25 protein-coding genes and 1 pseudogene are annotated in these 21672 nt (G+C 60.2%); 9 read left to right on the forward strand and 17 right to left on the reverse strand.

What is annotated here, in order from left to right:
- The 5 genes from NKJ20_RS22540 to NKJ20_RS22560 form a co-directional block, all read left to right on the forward strand.
- Positions 1–468: hypothetical protein (locus NKJ20_RS22540; RefSeq protein ID WP_352452078.1), on the forward strand; the 468-nt coding region annotated here is incomplete at its 5' end.
- A gap of 604 nt (positions 469–1072) precedes the next feature.
- The gene (locus NKJ20_RS22545; RefSeq protein WP_352747080.1) at positions 1073–1588 is read left to right on the forward strand and encodes a hypothetical protein; all 516 of its coding nucleotides are present in this window, start codon (positions 1073–1075) and stop codon (positions 1586–1588) included.
- Positions 1589–1770: 182 nt separating this feature from the next.
- Positions 1771–2043 carry an integrase arm-type DNA-binding domain-containing protein gene (locus NKJ20_RS22550; protein ID WP_352747083.1) on the forward strand — a complete coding sequence of 91 codons (273 nt, stop codon included), beginning with the start codon at positions 1771–1773 and terminating at the stop codon, positions 2041–2043.
- On the forward strand, positions 1941–2282 hold the full coding sequence (locus NKJ20_RS22555; RefSeq protein ID WP_352747193.1) for a phage integrase central domain-containing protein: 342 nt from the start codon (positions 1941–1943) through the stop codon (positions 2280–2282). Before NKJ20_RS22550 ends, NKJ20_RS22555 begins: the two co-directional genes overlap by 103 nt.
- Positions 2283–2285: 3 nt before the next feature.
- Entirely contained in the window at positions 2286–2828 is a 543-nt protein-coding gene (locus NKJ20_RS22560) for a tyrosine-type recombinase/integrase (RefSeq protein ID WP_352452064.1), read from the forward strand.
- 47 nt (positions 2829–2875) lie between these two features.
- Here NKJ20_RS22560 and NKJ20_RS22565 read toward each other — a convergent pair whose 3' ends face one another.
- Positions 2876–3136 (reverse strand): hypothetical protein, encoded by a 261-nt coding sequence (locus NKJ20_RS22565; protein WP_352747086.1) that lies wholly within the window; start codon positions 3134–3136, stop codon positions 2876–2878.
- 166 nt (positions 3137–3302) lie between these two features.
- Between NKJ20_RS22565 and NKJ20_RS22570 the strand changes: the two genes are divergently transcribed.
- A complete protein-coding gene (locus tag NKJ20_RS22570) occupies positions 3303–3569 on the forward strand; it encodes a DUF6894 family protein (RefSeq protein ID WP_352452062.1) in 267 nt (88 codons plus the stop codon).
- Between the two features lie 295 nt (positions 3570–3864).
- On the opposite strand, the gene NKJ20_RS34175 is transcribed toward NKJ20_RS22570, so the two are convergent.
- The 6 genes from NKJ20_RS34175 to NKJ20_RS22595 all read right to left on the reverse strand — a co-directional run bounded on the left by NKJ20_RS34175 (position 3865) and on the right by NKJ20_RS22595 (position 9073).
- A complete protein-coding gene (locus NKJ20_RS34175) occupies positions 3865–4023 on the reverse strand; it encodes a DUF6894 family protein (protein ID WP_502902824.1) in 159 nt (52 codons plus the stop codon).
- A 235-nt stretch (positions 4024–4258) separates the two neighbouring features.
- Positions 4259–5113 (reverse strand): sugar phosphate isomerase/epimerase family protein, encoded by an 855-nt coding sequence (locus NKJ20_RS22575; RefSeq protein WP_352452061.1) that lies wholly within the window; start codon positions 5111–5113, stop codon positions 4259–4261.
- A gap of 3 nt (positions 5114–5116) precedes the next feature.
- On the reverse strand, positions 5117–5893 hold the full coding sequence (locus tag NKJ20_RS22580) for an ATP-binding cassette domain-containing protein (protein ID WP_352452060.1): 777 nt from the start codon (positions 5891–5893) through the stop codon (positions 5117–5119).
- The gene (locus NKJ20_RS22585; RefSeq protein ID WP_352747090.1) at positions 5890–6882 is read right to left on the reverse strand and encodes an ABC transporter permease; all 993 of its coding nucleotides are present in this window, start codon (positions 6880–6882) and stop codon (positions 5890–5892) included. Before NKJ20_RS22585 ends, NKJ20_RS22580 begins: the two co-directional genes overlap by 4 nt.
- A 64-nt stretch (positions 6883–6946) precedes the next feature.
- Complete coding sequence (locus NKJ20_RS22590) at positions 6947–7936, reverse strand: sugar ABC transporter substrate-binding protein (RefSeq protein ID WP_352747093.1); 990 nt, start codon at positions 7934–7936, stop codon at positions 6947–6949.
- A gap of 75 nt (positions 7937–8011) precedes the next feature.
- Positions 8012–9073, reverse strand: a complete 1062-nt coding sequence (locus tag NKJ20_RS22595; protein WP_352452057.1) for a LacI family DNA-binding transcriptional regulator — start codon at positions 9071–9073, stop codon at positions 8012–8014.
- 147 nt (positions 9074–9220) lie between these two features.
- On the opposite strand from NKJ20_RS22595, the gene NKJ20_RS22600 reads away from it, so the two are divergent.
- Both NKJ20_RS22600 and NKJ20_RS22605 read left to right on the forward strand, forming a co-directional pair.
- Complete coding sequence (locus NKJ20_RS22600; RefSeq protein ID WP_352747095.1) at positions 9221–10252, forward strand: hydroxyacid dehydrogenase; 1032 nt, start codon at positions 9221–9223, stop codon at positions 10250–10252.
- A 589-nt stretch (positions 10253–10841) separates the two neighbouring features.
- Positions 10842–11111, forward strand: a pseudogene (locus NKJ20_RS22605) (Ros/MucR family transcriptional regulator); the annotation flags it as partial.
- Between the two features lie 626 nt (positions 11112–11737).
- Here NKJ20_RS22605 and NKJ20_RS22610 read toward each other — a convergent pair.
- Together NKJ20_RS22610 and NKJ20_RS22615 are read right to left on the reverse strand one after the other, a co-directional pair.
- Positions 11738–12616: an MBL fold metallo-hydrolase gene (locus tag NKJ20_RS22610; protein ID WP_352747185.1), complete on the reverse strand. Its 879-nt coding sequence runs from the start codon at positions 12614–12616 to the stop codon at positions 11738–11740.
- Complete coding sequence (locus tag NKJ20_RS22615) at positions 12603–14108, reverse strand: aminotransferase class V-fold PLP-dependent enzyme (RefSeq protein WP_352747097.1); 1506 nt, start codon at positions 14106–14108, stop codon at positions 12603–12605. The genes NKJ20_RS22610 and NKJ20_RS22615 overlap by 14 nt, the downstream gene beginning before the upstream one ends.
- A gap of 94 nt (positions 14109–14202) precedes the next feature.
- Here NKJ20_RS22615 and NKJ20_RS22620 point away from each other — a divergent pair, with 94 nt between their 5' ends.
- Complete coding sequence (locus NKJ20_RS22620) at positions 14203–14685, forward strand: Lrp/AsnC family transcriptional regulator (protein WP_352508390.1); 483 nt, start codon at positions 14203–14205, stop codon at positions 14683–14685.
- A gap of 184 nt (positions 14686–14869) precedes the next feature.
- On the opposite strand, the gene NKJ20_RS22625 is transcribed toward NKJ20_RS22620, so the two are convergent.
- Genes NKJ20_RS22625 through NKJ20_RS22660 form a run of 8 tightly spaced genes read right to left on the reverse strand, consistent with a single transcriptional unit; the run spans position 14870 to position 21482 of the window.
- Complete coding sequence (locus NKJ20_RS22625) at positions 14870–15562, reverse strand: amino acid ABC transporter permease (protein WP_352452053.1); 693 nt, start codon at positions 15560–15562, stop codon at positions 14870–14872.
- An 18-nt stretch (positions 15563–15580) separates the two neighbouring features.
- Positions 15581–16297 carry an amino acid ABC transporter permease gene (locus NKJ20_RS22630; protein ID WP_031194726.1) on the reverse strand — a complete coding sequence of 239 codons (717 nt, stop codon included), beginning with the start codon at positions 16295–16297 and terminating at the stop codon, positions 15581–15583.
- Positions 16298–16356: 59 nt separating this feature from the next.
- A complete protein-coding gene (locus tag NKJ20_RS22635; RefSeq protein WP_352747099.1) occupies positions 16357–17184 on the reverse strand; it encodes a transporter substrate-binding domain-containing protein in 828 nt (275 codons plus the stop codon).
- Between the two features lie 24 nt (positions 17185–17208).
- A complete protein-coding gene (locus tag NKJ20_RS22640; RefSeq protein ID WP_352454991.1) occupies positions 17209–17949 on the reverse strand; it encodes an amino acid ABC transporter ATP-binding protein in 741 nt (246 codons plus the stop codon).
- Between the two features lie 56 nt (positions 17950–18005).
- Entirely contained in the window at positions 18006–18569 is a 564-nt protein-coding gene (locus tag NKJ20_RS22645; protein ID WP_352747100.1) for a peroxidase-related enzyme, read from the reverse strand.
- Positions 18566–19051: a CMD domain-containing protein gene (locus NKJ20_RS22650; protein WP_352747103.1), complete on the reverse strand. Its 486-nt coding sequence runs from the start codon at positions 19049–19051 to the stop codon at positions 18566–18568. Before NKJ20_RS22650 ends, NKJ20_RS22645 begins: the two co-directional genes overlap by 4 nt.
- Complete coding sequence (locus NKJ20_RS22655) at positions 19045–20514, reverse strand: NAD(P)-binding domain-containing protein (protein ID WP_352747105.1); 1470 nt, start codon at positions 20512–20514, stop codon at positions 19045–19047. Before NKJ20_RS22655 ends, NKJ20_RS22650 begins: the two co-directional genes overlap by 7 nt.
- Positions 20511–21482 (reverse strand): LysR family transcriptional regulator, encoded by a 972-nt coding sequence (locus NKJ20_RS22660; protein ID WP_352747107.1) that lies wholly within the window; start codon positions 21480–21482, stop codon positions 20511–20513. Before NKJ20_RS22660 ends, NKJ20_RS22655 begins: the two co-directional genes overlap by 4 nt.
- Positions 21483–21672 lie beyond the last annotated feature (190 nt).

Genomic DNA, 21672 nt, shown 5'->3' on the forward strand with positions numbered 1-21672 from the left:
TTGGGACTCCGAGAAGCCAGAGCAAAATGCCACGTCCCATGGATGCCTCCTGCGGCGATTGTGATCAACTACAATGCCTTGAAAGACTTTCCGTTCCGGCGCTCCTCGGCTATCTTGTTGCGATACAGCAGCCGGCATGGTGCGCCAGGATGCACTTCATGCCTGCTCCTGCGTATTCTGGATCGCGGCTCAGATATCCAGATTGGCGACCGACAGCGCGTTCTCCTGGATGAATTCGCGCCTTGGCTCGACCTCGTCGCCCATCAGCGTGAAGACAGGCTTTCCGCGTCAGTCACGTCATTGACCTTGACCTGTAAGAACGAGCGCACGAAGCGCTCTGCGATTTCACCGATGTTCATGGTCCGCCTCCATTTCTTGGCTGTTCTGTTCCTCACCACCGTGCGTACGGTTGATCGTCACCGTGCACGTAATCAGGTGTTCCAGTCCGGGCCGTCTTCGACGATGTGATGAAGCTCGGAAATCTCTTCAGAATAGTGCTCGATCGACAACCTCGACCCAAAGGCAGAGGAGCGAAAGGCGTTCCTGATACAGCATCGGCACCATGCCGTCGGCACACGAGCTTAGCGAGCGCGATGCGCCGCACGGACTGTTGCTTGCCATCGGCAACGAAAAGGAAGCCGCGCCCTGCTTGCCTGGGCTCGATCGACGGTCGGCGGCAAGTCATTCCCTGTCAGTCGCACCGGAGTCCGGTCGCCGATATCATTCTAACGGCGCTCACTGCCGTGGGCATAAGGCACCCCTTCAGGCTGGTTAGGCGGAGCTTACCAAAAAAGTGCTGTTCGAACGGAACACAGAAAGCGCAGGCAAGTTCGGTGCGCAGTGGAGGAGGTTGCGCCATGAACAGTGTCATTTATCTCATCGGCCTTGTCTGGCGTGGCTGATGCTCGGCAAAGGCACTTCGCTAGACAGGTCAGCGCCAGGTGCGTATCGGAGCGGCAGGCCATCTGGGGGCTCCCGCAATTTCTCCGACCGGCAGAGCTTCGGCGAGGGCTGGCAGGAGTCGAGCAGCGAGTACTATGGTGCCGAAAGCGAAGCTGCCGGAGGCGGCTCCATGCTCTCAGATGCCGCTGATTCGGTGGCTTCGGTAGCAGGCGGTGCTACCGAAGCTGTTACAGACCTTGCGAGCGGGGCCAGAGAAAAGTTGAGAAGCACGGGCGGACAAGTCGCCTCGGGCGTTAGTGATGCGGCTGCACAGGCGCGCGAATCTGCGCTGGACTTGTTCCAGCGCGAACCTCTGGCAATGGCTGCGGTCGGCCTCGCCGTGGGCACCGCCATCGGTGTGATGCTGCCCCACACCGCCACGGAAGACGAGCAACTTGGCCGTTACAGCGACCAGCTCCGTGAGAGTGCCGAGGTCGTCCTCGAGAATGGCATGGAGCAAGCCAAGCAGGTCGCCGCCGAAGCCTATGAGACCGTAAAGGAAGAGGCTGACCGCCAGGGCGCCAGCGGCGACGAGACGCTAGTCGACCGCGTCGGCGAAGTGGCAAAGAAGACGGCAAGCAAAACCGAGCAAGCTATTCGCGATCGTTTGCCGGAGACGGACGAGCCTCCCAAGACTTCGTCATAGCGCTGCCGCCGGTTTCGTGGTGCGCTGGCGAAGCTGTTCTTGAGGTCCACCGAACTAGCGTTTCAGGCTATTCCGTACCGTCCCCTGCTTCTTTGAAAATATTGGGCTTCTGGATTTATTTGTCTCGCACTGTCCGGCCCCGTCCCGTACTCATGTGGGCTCGTGACGGCAAGCGGCGTGAAATGGGCTTGGGCGCCTATCCCGTCGTCACACTTGCAAAGGCACGAGCGAAGGCCACCGAGTGCAGGTCTGCGGTTGAGGAAGGCCGCGATCCAATTGCAGAGAAAGCGAAGGAAGCAGAGCCGACTTTCGGGGACTGCGCTGACAAGTACATCGCCACCATCAAGTCCGAATGGCGGACAAGCACGAATATCAGTGGAATCAGACGCTCACCAGTTTCTGCGAGAGCATCCGGCCGAAGCGGGTTTCGACAATCACAACCGAAGACGTTCTAGAAGTTCTTGCGCCCATCTGGCAGGCCAAAGCCGAGACGGCATCGAGGCTTCGCGGGCGTATCGAGCGCGTTCTAGAGTTCGCAAAGGTGAAGGGCTGGCGCTCGGGAGAGAACCCGGCGGCATGGCGCGGCAACTTGCGGAACCTCTTGCCGAAGCGCCAGCGGTTGCAGCGAGGCCATCAGCCGGCAATGCCGTATGCTGAAATCCCCGCGTTCACGGCTCGCTTGCGGAAGGCATAGGCGATGGCAGCTCGTGCGCTAGAGTTCACAATCCTGACTGTGGCCAGATCCGGCGAAACGTGGAAAGAAATCGATTTTAAGGGAAAGCTCTGGAATGTGCCGAAAGAGCGCATGAAGGCCGGCGCCCCGCATACCGTTCCGCTATCGATCGAGGCCCTGGCGATTCTGGAAGCCCTGCACGAGCAACGGCAGGAGGGACAGGAATTCATCTTCACCCGTGACGGTGAGAACCCTCTGTCAAATATGGCCATGATGATGCTGCTTCGGCGCATGAAGCAGACGGAAATCACAGTTCACGGTTTCCGCTCTGGTTTCCGGGATTGGTGCGGCGACGCCACAAGCTTCCCGCGCGAAGTTGCGGAGGCCGCCCTGGCTCACAAGGTCGGGGATGAAACCGAACGAGCCTACCGCCGGTCTGACGCGCCCAAAGGTAAGGCTCATGGCCTCTGCCGCCACGGGCGATTCACTTGCGAGGCGATCGAGCAGCGCAAAGAGATTGCCGCGTTGGTAGCCGAGGCGCGGCGAACAGCGGCCGCTGTGGTATGAATGGACCTAGTTCGCCAATCACACAGCGATGCCCGTGCCCCTAACCTTCAAGTCGCACGACCCAGAGCGGATGAAACTAAAGCCGCTTCCGTTCCCGGCAGTTCGAACAGCATGGGCAGATGGCGACACTCGGCTTCGTCCACGATCAGCTCCTCGATAGTCGCGATGGAAAGATGGCTTTTGAGGCGCAGCCGGACAACCGCCGCGAATTTGTGAACGGGGACCGGTACCGCGCCGGCGTGATGGGCTAGCAGAGTATTGATCTCAGCAACTACCTTTGGATCGACGGCGTGGGGCAATGGCAGCATGAGAGCACTCCTTTCGGAAGTAACTCTAAGCGGATCAGGGCGATGAGTCTGGCGGCGTACGTTTTTAACCAAATGCGCGGACATCATTGGACGTCAGATCACGCTCGTTAGCGGTTGCGTGCATTCGAGCGGCGGGCGCCGGCTGCATAGCCAATCGTGAAGCAAGATGAACCTTCCCCGCATTATTGTGTTTGTAGGGATGCCTCGCTTTTTCTTCGACTTCACCGATACCAGGCAAGTCTTCCGCGACGTCGAAGGCACAGATCTGCCCGATCTCGAAGCTGCAAAACAAGAGGCGGTGAGAGCCTTGGTCGAGATCACCACAGATAAGCTGCCGGATGGCCCCTATCGAGAGTTTGTGATGAAGGTACCCGACGAGAGTGACCAGACGTTCGCAGAGGCAGTGCTCAAGTTTGAGCTGCGGGAGCGCTAGCGGTCTTCAAATGGTTTCCGCCTGGGACAAGTTTGACATAGTAACTGGTCGATTGAATGAGCGCCTCGCCCGCGCAGACATCGAAGACCTTCGGCAGACCCTCGGCGAAACCCGCCGTGTAATCGCAGCAGCCCGTAAGCTGTTGGACCGGCTAGCCGTAGGCCACGGGGCCATCTCGTCAGAAAGCAGCTCCTCCCGCCCTACCTAGGCGCTGCTGATGCCCGCTATGCGGCTCAGTTCGAATTTGACCACGATCTGCACTACCTGGTTGCCTGCTTCATCGCGGACTTGAATGCTAGCCTCGCGGTAGGTGCCATCGGGCAGCTTTTCTCTTGCGTTCAAACAGCGTTTTTGCTGCCTCGTCCTCCGCAGATTCCAGGTTCGGAAGCTCTGAACCTTTAGGGTCTGGGAAGATCTCTCCATTGCTGGACAAGTCGAACAAATAGCGCGGCATCAGTCCTAACTAGGATTGCCGGAAAATGTTCAAGGTCTCTTTTTTACATACAAAGAGCTAATTCACCATGTCCCGCAGGGGCTTCTTGCGCTTCGGTGGCCGGTATTTCTCCACCAGCCTGATCTTGTCGATGTCGATCGTCTCGAGTACAACAGCGCGACGTGGTTCAGCCGCGCATTGTGCTTTTGCCCACCGAAGGGCGCTCGACGTGGCGCGTGTCCAAGCCCGAAGGTAGTCAGCCCAACGTCAGTCCGGCATGGCGCGCCGCATCGCGCAGGAATGGCAGCCCGACTTCGATGACGTCGCGCGGATCTTCCGCCACCGGACGCCACACCGCCAGGCCGCCGGCAATGTCGACATCGACATGGTTCATGCTTTCGAGCGTGATCGCGCCCCGGTAGCCGATATCGGCGATCGCCTTCATGCAGGCCCGCCAGTTGAGCATGCCGCGCCCCGGCACACCGCGATTGGCCTCCGAGACATGGACATAGCCGAGGAAGGGTGCCGCCGCGGCGAAGCCGGCGGCAAAGCTCTCCTCCTCGATATGCATGTGGTAGGTGTCGAGGTGGATGAAGACGTTGCCGGCGCCGACCCGCTCGATAATCTTTGCCGCATCGATGCCGCGGTTGATTAGATGTGTCTCGTAGCGGTTACAAGGCTCGATGCCGAGCTTCAGCCCATGCGCCTTGGCAGCCTTCGCCGCGCGCCCGAGGAATCGGCACATGCCGTCGATTTCTGCCGTGGTCGGCGCACGGCCCGAGGTCTTGCCGATCGTGCCATAGGTGACGCCGCCGAGCGCCGCGCTGCCGACCGCTTCGCAAACCCGGAAGGCCGGCTCGAGGAAAGCCAGCGCCTCGTCCGGCCGCTCGACCACGTCGAGCGCGCGCGGCAGGCCGAGCGATGGGATGAGCTCGATACCCTGGCGTTCGGCGAAGGCGCATGTCTGCTTGGTGTCGATCTCCTCGGGTCGCAGCAGCGGGATCTCGAGCAGGCCGATGCCGAGTTCCTTCAGCCGCTCCATCTGCGGCTCGATCAGGTCAAGGTCCCAGACCGGAGCAATGGCGAAAGTGTGCAATCCAAAAACATTCATCGGTCAGCCTCGTTGTTCGTGCGCCGCGGCGGCACTGGTATCGCCGCCGCCGACGATGCGGCTGACGACTTCGTTCATGTTGGTCCTGGCTGTGACGAGATCGGCATCGGCCCGCCCGTGGCGCAGCACCACGATGCGGTCGGTGACCGAAAGCACGTCGTTCAGCCGGTGCGAGATCAGGATGACGGCGATGCCTTCGGACTTCAGCCGACGGATGAGATCGAGCACGCTCTGCACCTCGCGCACGGCGAGCGCCGCAGTCGGCTCGTCCATGATCACCAGCTTCGGATTGAAAGTCAGCGCCCGGGCGATCGCCACCGTCTGCTGCTGGCCGCCCGAGAACGAGCCGACCGAGCGGTTGATCGACGGCAAATGCGCCCCTAACCGCTCAATCATCTTTGCCGCCTGGCGGTCCATCTCGGTCTTGTCGACGAAGCCGGGAAACAGCCCGAACAGTTTTCTGGTCGGCTCGCGGCCCAGAAAGATGTTGGCCGCCACGTCCTGCTGCTTGGCCAGCGACAGATCCTGGTAGATCATCTCGATGCCGAGCTCGCGCCGCTGGCCGGGATCGAGTGGCAGGATGTCCTTGCCGTCGAGTTCGATCGATCCGGTATCGGCGCGGTAGATGCCTGTGATGGTCTTCATCAGCGTCGATTTGCCGGCCCCATTGTCGCCGACAAGGCCGACCACCTCGCCCGCTTCGACCGAGAGGTCGACGCCGTGCAGCACATCGACGGCGCCAAAACTCTTGCGGATGCCGTGGAGGGTGAGAAGGGTCATACGCGTGACTCCTTCCGCACCTGATACTGGTCGATGAACACCGCAAGGATCAGCACGGCGCCGATCGCCATTTGCTGGTAATAGGATTGGACGGCAAGCAGCGTCAGCCCATTCTGCAGCACGCCCATGATCAGCGCACCGATCATCGTGCCGAGGATCGAGGCGCGGCCGCCGAACAGATTGGTGCCGCCGATGATCGCCGCGGTGATCGCTGTCAACTCATAGTTGATGCCGGCGGTCGGGTCGCCGGCGTTGACGCGTGCCGTGAACAGCAGGCCGGCGAGACCGGCAAGCGCCCCGGACAGCGTGTAGATGATGCGGCGATGGTGTTCGATACGGATACCGGCGGCGCGCGCAGCGCCTTCGCTATCGCCGAGCGCCAGCGTGTGGCGGCCGAAGCGCGTGTATGCAAGCACGCAATGCGCGATGATAGCTGTGAGCACCAGCAGGATGACCGGCATTGGAATGCCAAACGGCCGGCCCTGACCAATATAGACGATCGCCGCAGGCAGTCCGTAGATCGCCCTGCCCTGCGAGATCACCAGCGCCAGACCGCGCGCCAGGCCAAGCATGCCGAGCGTGACGATGAAGGCCGGTACGAAGGCGCGAGTGACCAATTGCCCGTTGATATAACCCGCTAGCCCGCCGGCCACGATGCAAGCGGCGACCGCGAACACCGAAGGCCAGCCGAGGTTGACGGCAACGAATGCGCCCGCAACACCGGCAAGTCCCATGACCGAGCCGAGCGACAGATCAAGCCCGCCCGAGCCGATGACGAAGGTGGCGGCGATCGCCAGCACGCCGATCGTTGACGTCGCCAGCAGGATGTTGAGAAAATTGCTGAGCGACAGGAAATACGGCGACAGCACCGCCATCGCCGCGCTCAGCGCCAGCAGCACCACCAGCGACTCCAGTCTTATATGGAGCCGTTCGACGGACGCACGCTGCACCCGAGCCCAGAACCCAGGCTGTGCCATTTCAGAAGCCATTTGCCTCACCTTTGAAAAAGGTGGCTGGCGCAGGCTAAACCCGCGCCAGCCCAGTCCGGGAGGACTATTTCACGTATTCGAGCATCGGCTCCTTGCCGGCATCGAGCACATCCTTGGTCAGCACCAGGGTCGGCACGGCGATGCTGTCCTCGACCTTGTCGCCCGCCAGCGCCTTCTTGACGTTTTCGACCGCCTGCTTGCCGACGAGGTAAGGCAGCTGTGCCACCGAGGCGTTGAGCCGCCCGTCCTTGATCGACTTCACCGCATCCGAATTGCCGTCGACGCCGATGATGGTCACCTGCGGCCCCTTGCCGGCGGCATAGACGGATTCCACCGCGCCCAGCGCCATGCCGTCATTGGCGCAGAAGATGGCAACGAGGTCGGGATGCGCCGTCAGCGTATCAGTGGCGATCGAGGCCGCCTTGCCGCGGTCCCAGTCGCCCGGCAGCGACGCGACGATTTCCAACCCTGGTGCCAGCTCCTTGAGCTTGTCGGCAAAACCCTTGGCGCGCTTCTCGCCGGTGATGTTGCCCGAAAGGCCTTCGATCACCAGCACCGGGCCTTTGGCGTCCTTGCCTAGCTTGGAAACGAGATATTCGGCGCCTTGCGCGCCGGCCGCAACATTGTCGGAGCCGATATGGAAGGTGACTTTGATACCTTCCTTGTCGAGCACCGCCTGATCGAGATTGTTGTCGAGATCGACGATCTTGATGCCGGCATCCTGCGCGGTCTTCAGGCAAGGAAGCAGATTGGTCGAGTTGATGGCGGCGGTGATCATCGCCACCGGCTTGCGTTCGAGCATCGTGTTGCAGAGGTTGAGCTGCGGCTCGGCGGCCTGGTCGCTTTCGGCCGCCTGCTGGAAATATTTCACGCCAGCTTCCTTGGCACCGTCCTCGACGCCCTTTCCCATCGCACCCCAGAACGGGTTAGCCAGCGTCTTCATCAGCACGCCGTATTCACCATCCTCCGCCTTCGCCGCGCTGATGGCGGAGAGCACCATCGCAACGCACAGAGCCAAGGTAAATCGATTTATCTTCAGAACGAACGGTGTCATTTTTCATCCTCCGGTTGACGTCACGTGCCGCGAGCCAAGGCCAGGTGCAGCGCTACTGGTTTTCGACAATGGGGGTTATTGTCGGTCTCCTCCCCCGGAATGCGGGACGTTACCTGGCGAGCCAACGGATTCCCGCATCAAAACCTTGCAAGGCTCGAGCCGCGCGATCGGCGGCCCCTCCTCGCCTTCGATCCTGGCAAACAGCGCCTCCATGGCGTGGCTGGCGATCTGACGCATCGGCTGCACCACGGCGGCGATAGCCGGCCATGTCACCTGCATCCATTCGGCATCGTCGAAGCCGATCAGCGAAATGTCGTTGGGGCAGTGCCAGCCGCGGCGGCGAAATTCGGACAGCGCCACCAGCGTGCCCTTGAGGAACAGCGAATAGACCGCCGTCGGTCGTTCGCCTTTTGCAAAATAGTCGCGCAATTGCGCCCGCAGCGGTTCGACGTCGGTTTCCGCAAGCACGACGTCGATGCGGACATCCGGCGCCAGCGCCCGCGCGGCGGCGCGAAAGCCCTCGAGGCGGGCGCGCACGGTCGCCGCCTGTTCGCCAAGACCGACGACCAGAATGTGGCGGTGGCCCTTGCCGATCAGTTGGCCCGCGACCTCAGCGCTAGCGGAAGCACTGTCGGCCGACACGGTATCGAAGGCGTCATCGGACAGCACGCGGTCGATCAGCACGCCGGTCATGCCGTTGGCCTTCATGAATGCGGCAGCCGGGCCGTGCTCGTTGCGCACTGGCGCCAGCACCACGCCGGCCACCCGCCAGTCATGCATGCGGGCCAGGATCTCCGTTTCGCGCGCCTCGGATTCGCGGCTCGATGCCGCCACCAGCGTATAGCCGCGCTGCTCGGCGTGGCTCTCGAGCTGAGTGATCATCTGGCCGAAGAACTCGCTTTCGAACTCGGGCATGATAGCGCCGATGATGCGGCGCTTGGCCCGGCGCATGTCGGAGGCAAGCGGATCGACGCGGTAGCCCAGCAGCTCGATGGCGTCGATGACGCGCTGCGCATTCTCTAGCTTCACCGTGGTGACGCCGGCCATCACCTTGGAGACGGTGGCAGCGGACACGCCGGCATGGCTGGCTACGTCGTGGATCGACGGACGCCGCTGCTGGGCTTGTCGATGCGCCATTGTTCTCCTCCTGGGGCGGATAGACGCATTCTCGTCCGCTATCAAAATTAGTAAATCGATTTTTCACGATTGTAAATCGTTTAATCTTGAGTAAACATTCCCTTCAGGAAAGCGCGGACGCGGATCGCGTCGCCGGGAGGAACCATCATGTCCGATAGTACCTCGCCGCTGGTCATCAGCGCGCCCGAACCGCGCACGCTCGACCTGATTTTCACCCTCGATGCGCTGAAGAGGTTCCGGGCCAAGTACCGCATCGTGGAGACAACCGCTGATGAAGTCGCGGAACTGCCGGCGGATATGCTGGCCGGGGCCCGCTACATCATCGGCCAGCCGCCGATCTCGCCACGGACGCTGGAACAGATGAAGGCGCTGCGCTGCGTCTTCAATGTCGAGACCAATCTCGTCAACAACATGCCCTATGAGACGCTGTTTGCGCGCGGCATCCATGTCGTCACCACCGGCCTCGTCTTCGCCGAGCCGGTGGCCGAGCTGGGCCTTGCCATGGCACTCAATCTTGCCCGCGACATCGTCGACGCCGACCTCGCCTTCCGCCAGGGCAAGGAGTTGTGGGGCGGCGATGGCAACCAGACGGCGCGGCTGCTTTCGGGCGCCGATGTCGGCATCATCGGCTTCGGCGATCTCGGCCGCGCCCTGAACCGGCTGCTGACCGGTTTTCGCACCCGCACGAAAGTGTTCGATCCCTGGCTGCCGCCATCGATCCTGATCGACAATGGCGTCGACCCGGCTTCGCTCGAGGAGGTGCTGACATCAAGTGATTTCGTCTTCGTCGTCGCCTCGGTGACCTCTGAGAACCAGGGCTTTCTCGGCGCGGACGCGTTCGCGAGGATGCGCAGGGGCGCCGCCTTCATCCTGCTCAGCCGCGCTGGCGTGGTCGACTTCCCCGCCCTGATGGCGGCGGTGAAAAGCGGCCACATCGTCGCCGCAAGCGACGTCTTCCCCGAGGAGCCGCTGGCGCGGGAACATCCCGTGCGTGCCCTGCCCGGCTTTCTTCGCTCGGCCCACCGCGCCGGCGCGCTCGACATCGCCTTCAAGCGCATGGGCGACATGGTGCTGGAGGACATGGACCTGATCGACCGCGGCCTGCCGCCGCTGCGCTCCAAGCGCGCCGAGCGCGAGACCGTGTCGAGAATGCGTTCCAAGCCTGTGACCACAAATTGAACTTAAGGCTGCCCTAGGAGATTGAGAGCTTGATCAGGTCGTGAAGGATGCCAGAGGCTCGGTCTTGCATCGGGCCAGGCGGCGGTCCTACCCGGTACGTCGCGGTGCTTTGAAGGCCTGCAGTGCTTTCGATGACGAATTGGGTGACAACGGCGGCAAGCGCGCCGACGCCAAAAAAGAGCAGCACCAGGAGCGGTCGCCGTGACCGCGCCCGCCAACCCTTGAGCCCTCACGATTAGGGTAGGTTACCGGCTATTCTGGAAAACGCCCCGCTACGCTCGGCTCAAATCGACCCAGCTAGCAGATCTGAAGGCCCCTGAACTAAGCCTTGAGCAACTTGTCGCGTAGAAGAGAATGGAGGAGGAAAAGTGGAACATGCGTGTGCCGAGAAGATGCTTAAGGTCTTCGCTGCGGTTCAGCATGGCCATTTTTGGCGGTTTCAGTAAGCTCCATAGCCAGGTTGAATCTTGCTGGTATCAATAGGCGTTTCCGCCCAGTCGTTGTTTCAGCGGTTAAATCCGGTGCACTCCGTTGCGTCGTTGATCATCAGCCAATAGAGAGGGAATAAATCAGACAAAAGGACCAATCAATGACCAACCAAGCCGATACCCGCGCTGCCGAACTTGCTGAGTTAACCGCCGGCATTGTCTCAGCATATGTCAGCAACAATTCGTTGCCGGTGTCTGGCTTGCCGGATGTGATAGCATCGGTTCACACTTCGTTGTCCGGACTTGGCACGCCGATCGCGCCTGCCGCTGAACCGCAAACTCCCGCGGTCAACCCGAAGAGGTCGGTGACGCCGGACTTCATTATCTGCCTCGAAGACGGCAAGAAGTTCAAATCCCTGAAGCGGCATCTTAGATCTAGACGTCCGCGCCTTAATGCGGCAAGACCGGTCGCATCTATGTTTGAGGGCATCGCGTTGAAACACCAAGAGCGCTAAGGGAGAACAAGCGGTGATTTTGGTGTGCGATCGCTATGATCGCTGCCCGGGTCGCCCGCAGTCAACTGTGCCGGCTATGGGAACGAGTTATGAGCGCCAAATCCGGCTATTTAGTTGCGCGCGAGGAACATGAAAGCCGCGATCAGCCTTCGGCAGTTCCGGCCTGTCTGGAGCGCCTATCAAATTGCTCTAGTCGACTGGAATCGCGTCAAATCACCAGTACATACATCGGCTATGTGAGGTCCGCCTCAAGCTTTTCATCCCCAAAAGAATTGCCTCCCAGGTGCGGCTCGATAACCGAAGCTTGGCGATCCTATTCCACATCCGAGATACCTCCTCAGAACATGATCGATAATAGTGTTGCAGGCGCGCCACCGCAATTGCTTACCGCGATCACCTCCGAGAGCGCTCCGAGGATTGTTCATCCCGACGACGTACGTGGCGAGGATCGACCCGCCTGCGCCAATTCGGACGAGCGTGTATCCGGCGCAATCCTGAACCGATCGTGAGCTGAAGCTGCTGGAGGGAGCCCTTCCAACTCGTCACTGACCCCAGACCGATCCTGGCAGCGCGTTGAGCGGGATTTTCAGATAACGCAGGCCATTTTCCTCGACCTGAGGCAGCTCTCCTCCGCGAATATTGACCTGGAGGGCATGCAACATGAGCCTTGGCATCGGCAATGCCCTGTCTCGCGCCTCTCGAAGCCTGATGAACGCACTCCGAGATTGACCGGCAACGTGCTTGTTTTTCTCTTTCTGCTCCGCCACCGAACTCTCCCACAGAGCCTGGCGCCCTCCCGGCCTGTAGTCGTGACCGGTAAAGAGACGGGTCTCGCCGGGTAAGCTCAAAATGTCCTGGATGGACTGCCACAGATCAGCTGCGCTGCCGCCTGGAAAATCGGCGCGGGCGGAGCCGCTATCGGGCATGAAAAGCGTGTCGTGAATGAACGCCGCGTCGCCGATGACATACGTGATCGACGCCAATGTGTGCCCTGGCGAGTGCATGACGCGGGCTTCCAGCTCGCCAATCTTGAAGATCTCGCCGTCGCCAAACAGCCGATCCCATTGTGAGCCGTCGCATGCGAGATCCGGCCAATTATAGATCTCCTGCCAGATCTGCTGCACTTTCTTCACGCGCTCGCCGATCGCTATCGGCACGCCGGTTTTTGCCTTGAGATAACCCGCGGCCGAAAAGTGATCGGCATGCGGATGGGTATCCAGAATCCATTCGAGCTTCAGATTGTGGCTGTTGACGTAGTCGAGGATCACGTCCGCATTTGTCGTTGCTGTCGAGCCGGACTTTTCGTCGAAATCGAGTACGGGGTCGATGATGGCGCATCTTCGCGAACTCGGGCATGCAACGACATATTGGATGCTGCCCGTCCGTGCATCATAGAACCCGGCGACTTCAGGCTGCTGCATGGGCATTGCCCTCGACTGCGGCTCGCGGGAAGAAGATCGCCCGGCCAGGATCGAGGTCGTAGTCATGCTCGAAGTCCGTTGCCTCGGACGCAATCTGCGCCACGGCATCGAGTATGAACTGCACCTTCTCGTCCGGCAGCAGAACGCTGAAATTCAGCCGGGTGAATCCCGGCTTTTTCATTTCCTCGCCAGAGAGAATGGCTTGCCTTATTTCCTCGGACTGTTCGTCGTCGATCGATAGCAGTCTGTGCACATACGGGCCGGCACAGGCGCAGCCACCGCGCGCCTGGATCCCGAACCGGTCGCTTAGCATGCGCGTGATCAGCTGCTGGTGGACGTAGCCACCCTTTCCGTTTTCGACCCTAAAGGAAAAGATCGGAAGCCGCTCAGGATCCGACAGGCCGAGGAGTTCCAGCCGCGGCACGTCTTTCCATGCGCGAAAGGCACGGCGCGCTAACTCGCGATTGCGCGCTACCATCACATCAAGTCCGATCGCATCTTTGACGATGAAGGCCAGCGCGGCTCGTATGTCGCCGATCACGTTCGGCGTACCAGCTTCCTCGCGGGATTCCAGGCTGTCGCTGTAATCGTGTGTCTTCGGGGAGACAAACTTCACCGTCCCGCCACCTGGCCACGACGGCGTTTTCGTCGAAGGTCCGTCGCGTCGAACGATCAAGATGCCGGAGGCGCCGGGACCCCCGAGGAACTTGTGAGGCGAAACAACTATCGCGTCGATCTGGGCATCAGGGGCGGGCGACATGGAAATCGGCAGGTAAGGACCTGCGCCCGCATAGTCCCAGATCATCTTTGCGCCGGCGGCCTTCACGATCACGGTGATGGCCGCGACATCGCTGGTGATGCCCGTGACGTTTGAGGCCGCGGACATGGTGCATATCGTCAGATCTGACGACCCCCCGCCAACCGCGTCCTTGAGCTGAGACAGGTCCGGCCCGCCAGACGGATCCTCGGCGATTTCCACGATTTCTGCTCCGCTCTCACGCCAGGGCAGAATGTTGGAGTGATGCTCATAGGGACCGATAATGATCCGAGCGCGCTTGCCCGCTGCCACGGCTTCAGCGACGCCGAATAGCTTGACGAGGCGGTTGATCCCCGACGTAGCGCCGGAGCCGGTGAAGATCACAGCATGCCGTTCGGTGGCCCCGCAGAATTGACCGACCAGGGCGCGCGCTTCCCGACGCATGCGGGTCATGAAGCCTCCGCAATACGAGGCTTCCGTGTGGCTGTTGGCGTAGTACGGCAGGACCTCCTCAAGCACAAAGCGCTCGATCTGACGGAGTGCGCGGCCTGACGCGACATAGTCGGCGTACACCAAGTCCTTTTGCCCGTATGGACCCACGATTTTCGCCGTCGATCCCACAAGCCCATCCCGGAGGTCGGCGGTCACGTCAGCCTTTTTCTTTAGCCCCTGGCGGAACTTTGACAGAGGGGTCTCGGTCTGCCCTGTCGTTGGGCGAGCTGCTTGCACGGTCATTCTCCCCGGCTCGGATATTGACTCGGATTGTACCCTGCTCCACGGTCGAAAAAATTCACCTATTTTCTGCAATTTCTTGCAAAGAGCGTGTCAGATGATCGAAGATCGGGCGAAAATCGATGCATTTGATATGAAGATTTTGACGGCCATGCAGATCGATGCAAGCGTTTCCCAGCGAGATTTGGCGGAGAGGGTCGGCCTGTCTCAGAACGCGTGCTGGCGGCGGATCCAGCGCCTGCAGTCGCTAGGCCTTATCCGGGGGTCGCACAGCGATATCGATCTGCGAGCGCTGGGACTCGACCTGACGGTTTTCGTAATGGTCCGCACTCGCCACCATTCCAAGGAGTGGAGTGAGGCGTTCCGTGCCCATGTTGAACGGTTGTCGGAGGTGATCGATTTCTATCGGATCGGAGGGGACTGGGACTATCTGATCAAGGTCGTGACACAAGGCATGTCCGGCTACGATGCATTCTACCAGAAACTGATCACGAACTTCGACCTGGCTACGGTGACAGGCTTCTTCTCCATGGAAGCGATCATCAACAATCGTCCAGTGGATCTGACCAATCTGCGATAATCCGGCGCGCAATTGGACGCGCCGCTGGCCGTCGAGCAAGCCTTCGGCCGCAGGCCCCGCCAAGGTGTCTATTACAAGCCCACAGATCTGGCTGCGAGCTGGCCCCGCACGTCGGCTGTTTGCAGGCTCTCAACAGAGCCTTGAGTTCCTCCGCCTTGATGCGCGGGTTCCGACGACGCTTCGCTCAGGTCCGTACCCTAAGGGCTTGCTCCAGCCTGTCGGCAATCTGGGTGACGATATAGGCAATCACCATGTAGATCACGACGGCAATCACGAAGGCTTCGAGGTAGTAGTAGTTCAGCGCGGCGGTCAGCTGGGACTGGGCGAAGATATCGACAACCTCGATGGCGAATCCGAGAGAAAGCGCCTTCATGATGACCATCATCGAGGTTGTCAGGTCGGGAATTGCCGTGAGAGCCACCTGGGGAAACAGAATCCGTCGGAACAATTGGCCGTTCGTATAGCCAAGCGAATGGGCGGCGTCTGACTGACCGGTGTCGAAGGCGTTCAAGGCTCCCTTGATAATCTCGGATTGGAACGCAGCGATACAGCCTGTCACCGCAATAATAAGGATAACCGAGTTGGGTGTTTCGTGGGCGTTGAAGTTGATCCCGAGCAACGAGAGCAGGAACTGGAACGCCGGGGGCAGACCGAAATAGGCGAGGAAAATCACGATGACCATCGGAACGCCCTTGAAGACGATCTTGTAAGCCATGATGAGCTCTCGCAGCACCGGGACTCGTCTATATTCGACGAGCGCAAAAATGCTGCCGACTAGCGTCGACAAGACGAAAATCGTCAGCGCCATTCCAAGCGTTACAGGTACGGCGCCCAGAATTTCCTGGGTGTCCTGGAGCAAAATTTCGGTATCGAACATGGTTTAATACCCTTTAGGTCAGACGCTGGCGATGGCCGCGTTCTTGATCTGAGCTGTTGTCGTGGCCTCAGGCGCCTGCATCGGCGAGCGAAGCTCGAACAAGTGCACGATGAACCAGGCAATCAGGCACATAAGCGCATAGATAACCGCCAGGACGAGGTATGTTTCGAACTGGTACTGGTTATAGTCGCGCTCCATGATCAAATGCGCGGTCGCCATCACGTCCGCCGCCCCGATGTACATGACCAGCGCAACGTTGTGGATCAGATAAATGATGGAGTTTCCATAGCCCGGCAATGCGAAGTGCACCGCTTGCGGGCCGACGATGCGGGTGATCTTCTGGCGAAAGGTATATCCGAGACTGTCGGCTGCATCATGCTGGCCGCGATCGACGGCCAGGTATGCGGGCCGCAGGACTTCCGACAGATAGCCGCCATGGTAAAAACTCAGTCCGACCATCGCAGCGATCGTCGGCGAGAAGAAATCTGCGGAGCCGAACAGCGCCACCAACAGGGGGAGCCCGTAGAACGCGACGAACAACTGGAGGACGACGGGAACGCTGCGGGCATAGGACACGTAGAGGTCGGTGAGGTGGCTGACCACTGGTATCCTGCGAATCCGCAATGTTGTCGCAACGAGCGCCAAGCAAAAGCCGACCAACATGGCGGTAAACGTGATAGCGAGCGTCAGCGGCAATGCCGAGAGCAACTCGGGAATCATAGCAGAAACATCCACTTTGAAACGCTCCTTCTTGCAATTCAGCCTTGCCGCTGACGATATCTACTCAGATCGCATCACTTCATATACTTGACGATGCCTTCGCCAAACCACTTCTGCGAGAGCTTTTCGATCGTACCGTCGTCTTTCAACTTCTTGAGAACTTTGTTCACGTCATCGACCAAAACCTTGTTTTCATCTGACTTGTGAATAAGCATATAAGTATTGTTGGTGAAGACTGGTTCGGACGCCACGATGTCGAGCTTCTTTTCATCGATGACGGTCTGCTCACCAAGATTTGAAGGCAGGACCAGCGCGTCGAACTTGCCGTTCTGAACCTCATCCAAACGGTTTGGATACGGGATTCCGGCGCTCGACGCCGTCACGTCAAGCTTGTATTGCGGATTTTCTTTTTGCCAGTTCATGATGAACTTATAGGTTCCGCCGCCAGCCGTGGTCGGAACGATCCTCTTGCCGACCAGGTCTTTCATTTCTTTGATGCCGCTGCCCTTTTTGCTGTAGATCTTCATCAGGCTGGCGCCCATGGGGTTTTCAGGAATGAAGAACTGCTTGGCGCGCTCGGGTGACTTGTAGTAACCGCCGACCGCGATGTCGTATTTGCCTGTGGCCAGGCCGGTTTCCTGCGCGATGTCGGAGACACCTTCCATTTCGAACTTGTATTGCGGCAGCTTGGCGTTGATCGCCCTCAGCAGATCGGGTTCATACCCTTGCGGCTCGACGCCGAGCGCGCCCCAAGCCAATGGCTTGGATTCGGCAGAGGTCGCGATCTTGATTGTCCGAACGGTCTGACCATAACTGACCCCTGCTGTCGCAAGGGCAATTGCGATGCCGCCGGCGACGGCCAGGGCATAACGACGCGAAAAACTGGATTTGATTGCAGACATTTCTTGGGTTCCCTTCTTGTTGGATTATTGAAAAGCGAGTTCAGACTGCAGGAATTGAGCAAGTCGTGGGCTGGAAGGCGCATCGAAGATCTCAGCCGGACTGCCGTCGGCGGCAACCACGCCACGATCCATGAAGACGATCCGGTTCGAGATGTTCTTTGCGAATTGCATCTCGTGGGTCACAAGCAGCGAGGTGATGCCGGACGACGTGACGTCCTTGATCACTTTCAGGACTTCACCGACCAGTTCAGGATCAAGCGATGACGTCGGTTCGTCGAAGAGCATCACATCCGGCCGAACCGCCAGCGCTCGTGCGATGCCTGTGCGCTGGAGCTGGCCACCTGAGAGCTGGGACGGATAGCTGTCCCGCTTCGCTGAGAGGCCGACCCTTTCGAGCTCTCGCAGCGCGATTTCACGCGCCTCGTCCGTGGACTTGCGCTGCACGACGACCAGCGGATCCATGACGTTCTGGAGGACGGTCATGTTCTTGAAGACGTTGAATTGCTGAAAGACCATCGCTGTCCGCAGCCGGATCGCCTGGATGGCTGCCTTGTCGGCGCGCTGGTAATCCATCCGAATCTGGTCGAACGCGATGGTTCCAGATGCCGGCTTAACCAGGTAGTTGATGCATTTCAGCAGGGTGGTCTTGCCAGTGCCGCTTGGGCCGATGATTGACACAACGTCACCTCGCTTTACCGAGAGATTGACGCCGTTCAGGACCTGCGTGCTTCCGTAGGACAGCTTTATATCTTTGAGTTCAAGCATTCTGATTGGTGCCCTTCAGAGTGTGGGACGGAGTGCCTTGATCGCATGCGATATCATCACCCGCTCTCCGCATGGCCGAGAACGTGCATCAGCCGGTTTGCCCAGCCGAAGATCGATATGGCGTGGATAAGGTCGATGATCTCGACATCATTCATGCCGACGGATCGCAGCGCGGCGATATCGTCTGCCGTCGCTTCCGACGGCGCCGCCGACAGGCGGCGGGCAAAGCTGTAGATTGCCGCATCGCGCGGCCCAAGCTTTTCGGGTTTGTCGAGGTACAGCGCGGTGACCACATCGTCGCTCTTGGTCAGCTCTGCATGCCTGCGGGCGTGGACAACGGCACAGAATTTGCAGCCATTGACGATCGAGGCCCCCAATGCGCCAAGTTCGCGATCGGGACGGGCGAGCCCGCCTTCGACATACATGATCGCGTTGAACAAGTTGGTGCGGGCAAGATAGCTTTCCGGATCATGCACAAGGGTCCGTACATATTCCGAAACTTTCTTGGCGGAGGGCGTAACCTTCATCGCATCGAGCTGTTCCGGCGTGGCCCCGGACAGCTCGACCGGCGCGATGTATGGCTGCCAGTTCAGCGGCTTCAGGCGCACCGAGGAAATCATGCCGACCTCATCAATCGCAAGCCGGTCGCCACCCGTGTCTGGAAGTTGACGAAGGCGATCAGTTCGGAGAGCGCGACGATCTGAGGATTGTTCAATCCAGCCTTGTCCAGGAGCGCGATGTGGCTTGCTTCCGCCTTTTTCGGCGTCAGGGTGATCAGGTCAACATGACGGACGATGGTCGCCAATGGTTCTTCCAGAGCCGTTTCGCCCTGGGTCACGGCCAGAAGCTGCTCGGTCGGACCAAGCTGAGCCAGCTGCACATCATATTCGGCCACCAGGACCGGATCGGCGTTCAGGGCGGCCATGCGGCGGGCAAGAGCAACACGCAAGTTCGGCGCCAGCCCCTGATCGTTTGCCGGCTGCAGCACCGAGAGGCGACATTCTTCCGCCCCGTGCACGAATTCGGGCCGAAACCGCCTTGCGGCGAAAAGCGCATCGTCCGGCGAAAGACCGGCGGCTTTGTCAATTGCGTCGATCACCACGCGGCCTCCTTCTGCAGCAAGGGTGTTGAATCGACCCATTCGTCGCCGAGAAGTTCGGGCGTATCGTAGGCGATCAGATTGGCGAAGTGGGTTTCGACATCCTCGGCAAACAGCGATGCAGCAATGCCGCGGACGAGACGGTCGGCCCCGGCGCTGACGGCCGGGATGTCGCCGGAGACCTTGCCGTGGGTCAGCATGGCGGAGTCGTTGAAGCAGTGGATATGTCCCAGCATCGGGCAGGAACCGGGAGTGCGTTCACGGAACTCGAAGGCAGGACCGAGATCCGGTGCATCGGACATGCCTGCACGCGGCGGTCCCATATCCGGCCTGTATCGGCCATCCGACCAGGTGCGGATATGTGGGGCGATCGCCGCAAATTCCGGGCGGCCGCTGAAGTCGTTTGAAAAGCCGGTTGCCGCGATCAGGAAGTCGTAGCGCAACGGCCCCTGCGTGGTTTCCACCAGCAGGGTCCCTGTATCCTCCTTCACCGCAACTATGCCGCAGTCGAGAAGGAACCGAGCATTCGAATGGCGAGACACGCGAAGTGTCGATGAACGCGGCGGCGGTGTCTGGGTCGAGGCGGTATAATCGAAGAATTTCCATTTCCAGGCGTCGGGCAACTGATGCATGCCGAGTACAACACCCGGGCTGCCAATGCCGGTCAGCTTGTTGATGCGCGGCATTTCCTTGCGCCGGATCAACATGTCAACAGAGCCGGCTCCCGCCTCGAGTGCCGTTGCGGCATTGTCCATGGACGAGGCACCAGCGCCGATCACCGCCACACGCTTGCCTTTCAGCGCGTCGAAATCGATGTCGTCGGCAGAATGGGCCCAATAGGCGCGATCGATGCCGCTGAGGAAATCGGGCACGGCAAAACCGCCCAACCCGGACCGACCAGTGGCCAGAACGAGACGACGGGTGAGAACCCGGCCGGTTTCCGCGCCTTCGATATCGATCGCAATCAGATCTCCAACGGCTGCCAGTCCGGTCATGCGCACGCTGTTGCGCACCGGCAGGCCAAGAACCTTGCGGTACCAGACCAGGTAGTCCATCCACTGGCCCTTGGGGATTTTGTCCAGCGACCGCCAGGCCTCAACGCCCCATTGCGCCGTGAACCAGGCGCGGAACGTCAATTGCGGCAGGCCGAGCGACGGACCGTGCAGGGTTTTCGGCGACCGGAGCGTTTGCATGCGGGCAAACGTTACCCATGGTCCTTCGAGCCCGGCCGGAGCCGCATCATAGGCCACGACATTGCTTATCCCGGTCAGTAACAGCTTTGCCGTGGCAGCAAGTCCGCACATGCCGGCGCCGATGACCACGACATCGCGGACCGGCACGTCATCGTGCGAACGCGCGGGAACCCATGGCTTGGCGGGCAGTTCGAGAAAGTCGAGATCTTGCGTGAGCTGTGCTTCGAGCGCAGCAAGACCTGTCGGCGTTGGCACGGTGGGGGTATGCTTCATATTCCCGTTCCGTGATTTGTGCCGGATGCAGGATCGGTCACCAATTGGCCGGCCAAGGCCGGATCAAGTTTCTTGAAGCCGACGATCGATCGTTCAGCCACCGCTTCGACCGCCTCCATCAACGCCTGTGCGACTGGACGAAGGGGACTTTTTTCGGCAGCCACAACCCCCCAATAAAAGAGAACGGTCGCGTCAATCGGGCGGATGGCGACCCCAGCCAAGGCCACGCCATAGGCGGTGAGGGGATCAATGACAGCGGCAACGCCGGTCCGGCGCACAAGCTGCAGCGCGCCATAGGCAGTATTCGTCCGGATCACTGGCCCGGTGTCGATGCCCCTGGCCGCCAATGCCTTGGAGACATGCAACTGGAAACGTAGGGGGTTGAGCAATGTGGCGACGCGGCGACCGGCAAAGGCGGAAAGCGGTATGACGTCAAGTTCAGCCAGCGGATCGTCCTCCCGCACGGCAGCAACATCAGGCGCCGAATAGAGCCGCAGGACATCCAGGCCGGGCGTATCGAGCGGCAGGCTTGAAAACCCGATCTCGGCACGACCGCTGCGCACCTCCTGGGCGACGATCGAGGGCAGAAACTGCCCGAGATGCGTCTCGTGCGGAAGTTCGACACCTTTGAGCTCGGCCATGGCCGTCGGGATCAAGCCAGTACCGATCGCGGAGGTTGTGACAATCTGCAGGATCCGCCCCCGGCCGGCGGCGATCATCTTGGCCCGCGCTGCGAGTTCCGTGAAGGACATCAGCAAACGCCGCGCCTCCTCCTCGAAGGCCACACCCTCCTCGGATAACTGCACCCGGCGACCGACACGGTGCAGCAATTCGAAGCCGAGCTCCGCCTCGAGGTCCTGAATGGTGCGTGTCACCGAAGGCTGGGAACACCCGAGCATCTCGGCAGCCTTGGTGATGCTGCCGCTGGCAGCAACCGCAAGGAAGCTCTGAAGGTCGCGGGTTTCCATGTTCTCTCTACATGCGCAATCCGTATGATTGACATCGTCTCATTCATTTTTGATATATGTCAAGCGGAAACGAATATTCGCTGAGGCATGTTGCAATCGCGGGCTCAGGCCGGAATCCCATCGACAGAAGCCGACGATGGCAGATGCGGCTCCGATTTGTGGAACCTCCTAGTGAGAAATGGAGGCTGCA

It is taken from the genome of Mesorhizobium sp. M0185 (assembly GCF_040322175.1).
In the GTDB taxonomy this organism is placed as follows: domain Bacteria; phylum Pseudomonadota; class Alphaproteobacteria; order Rhizobiales; family Rhizobiaceae; genus Mesorhizobium.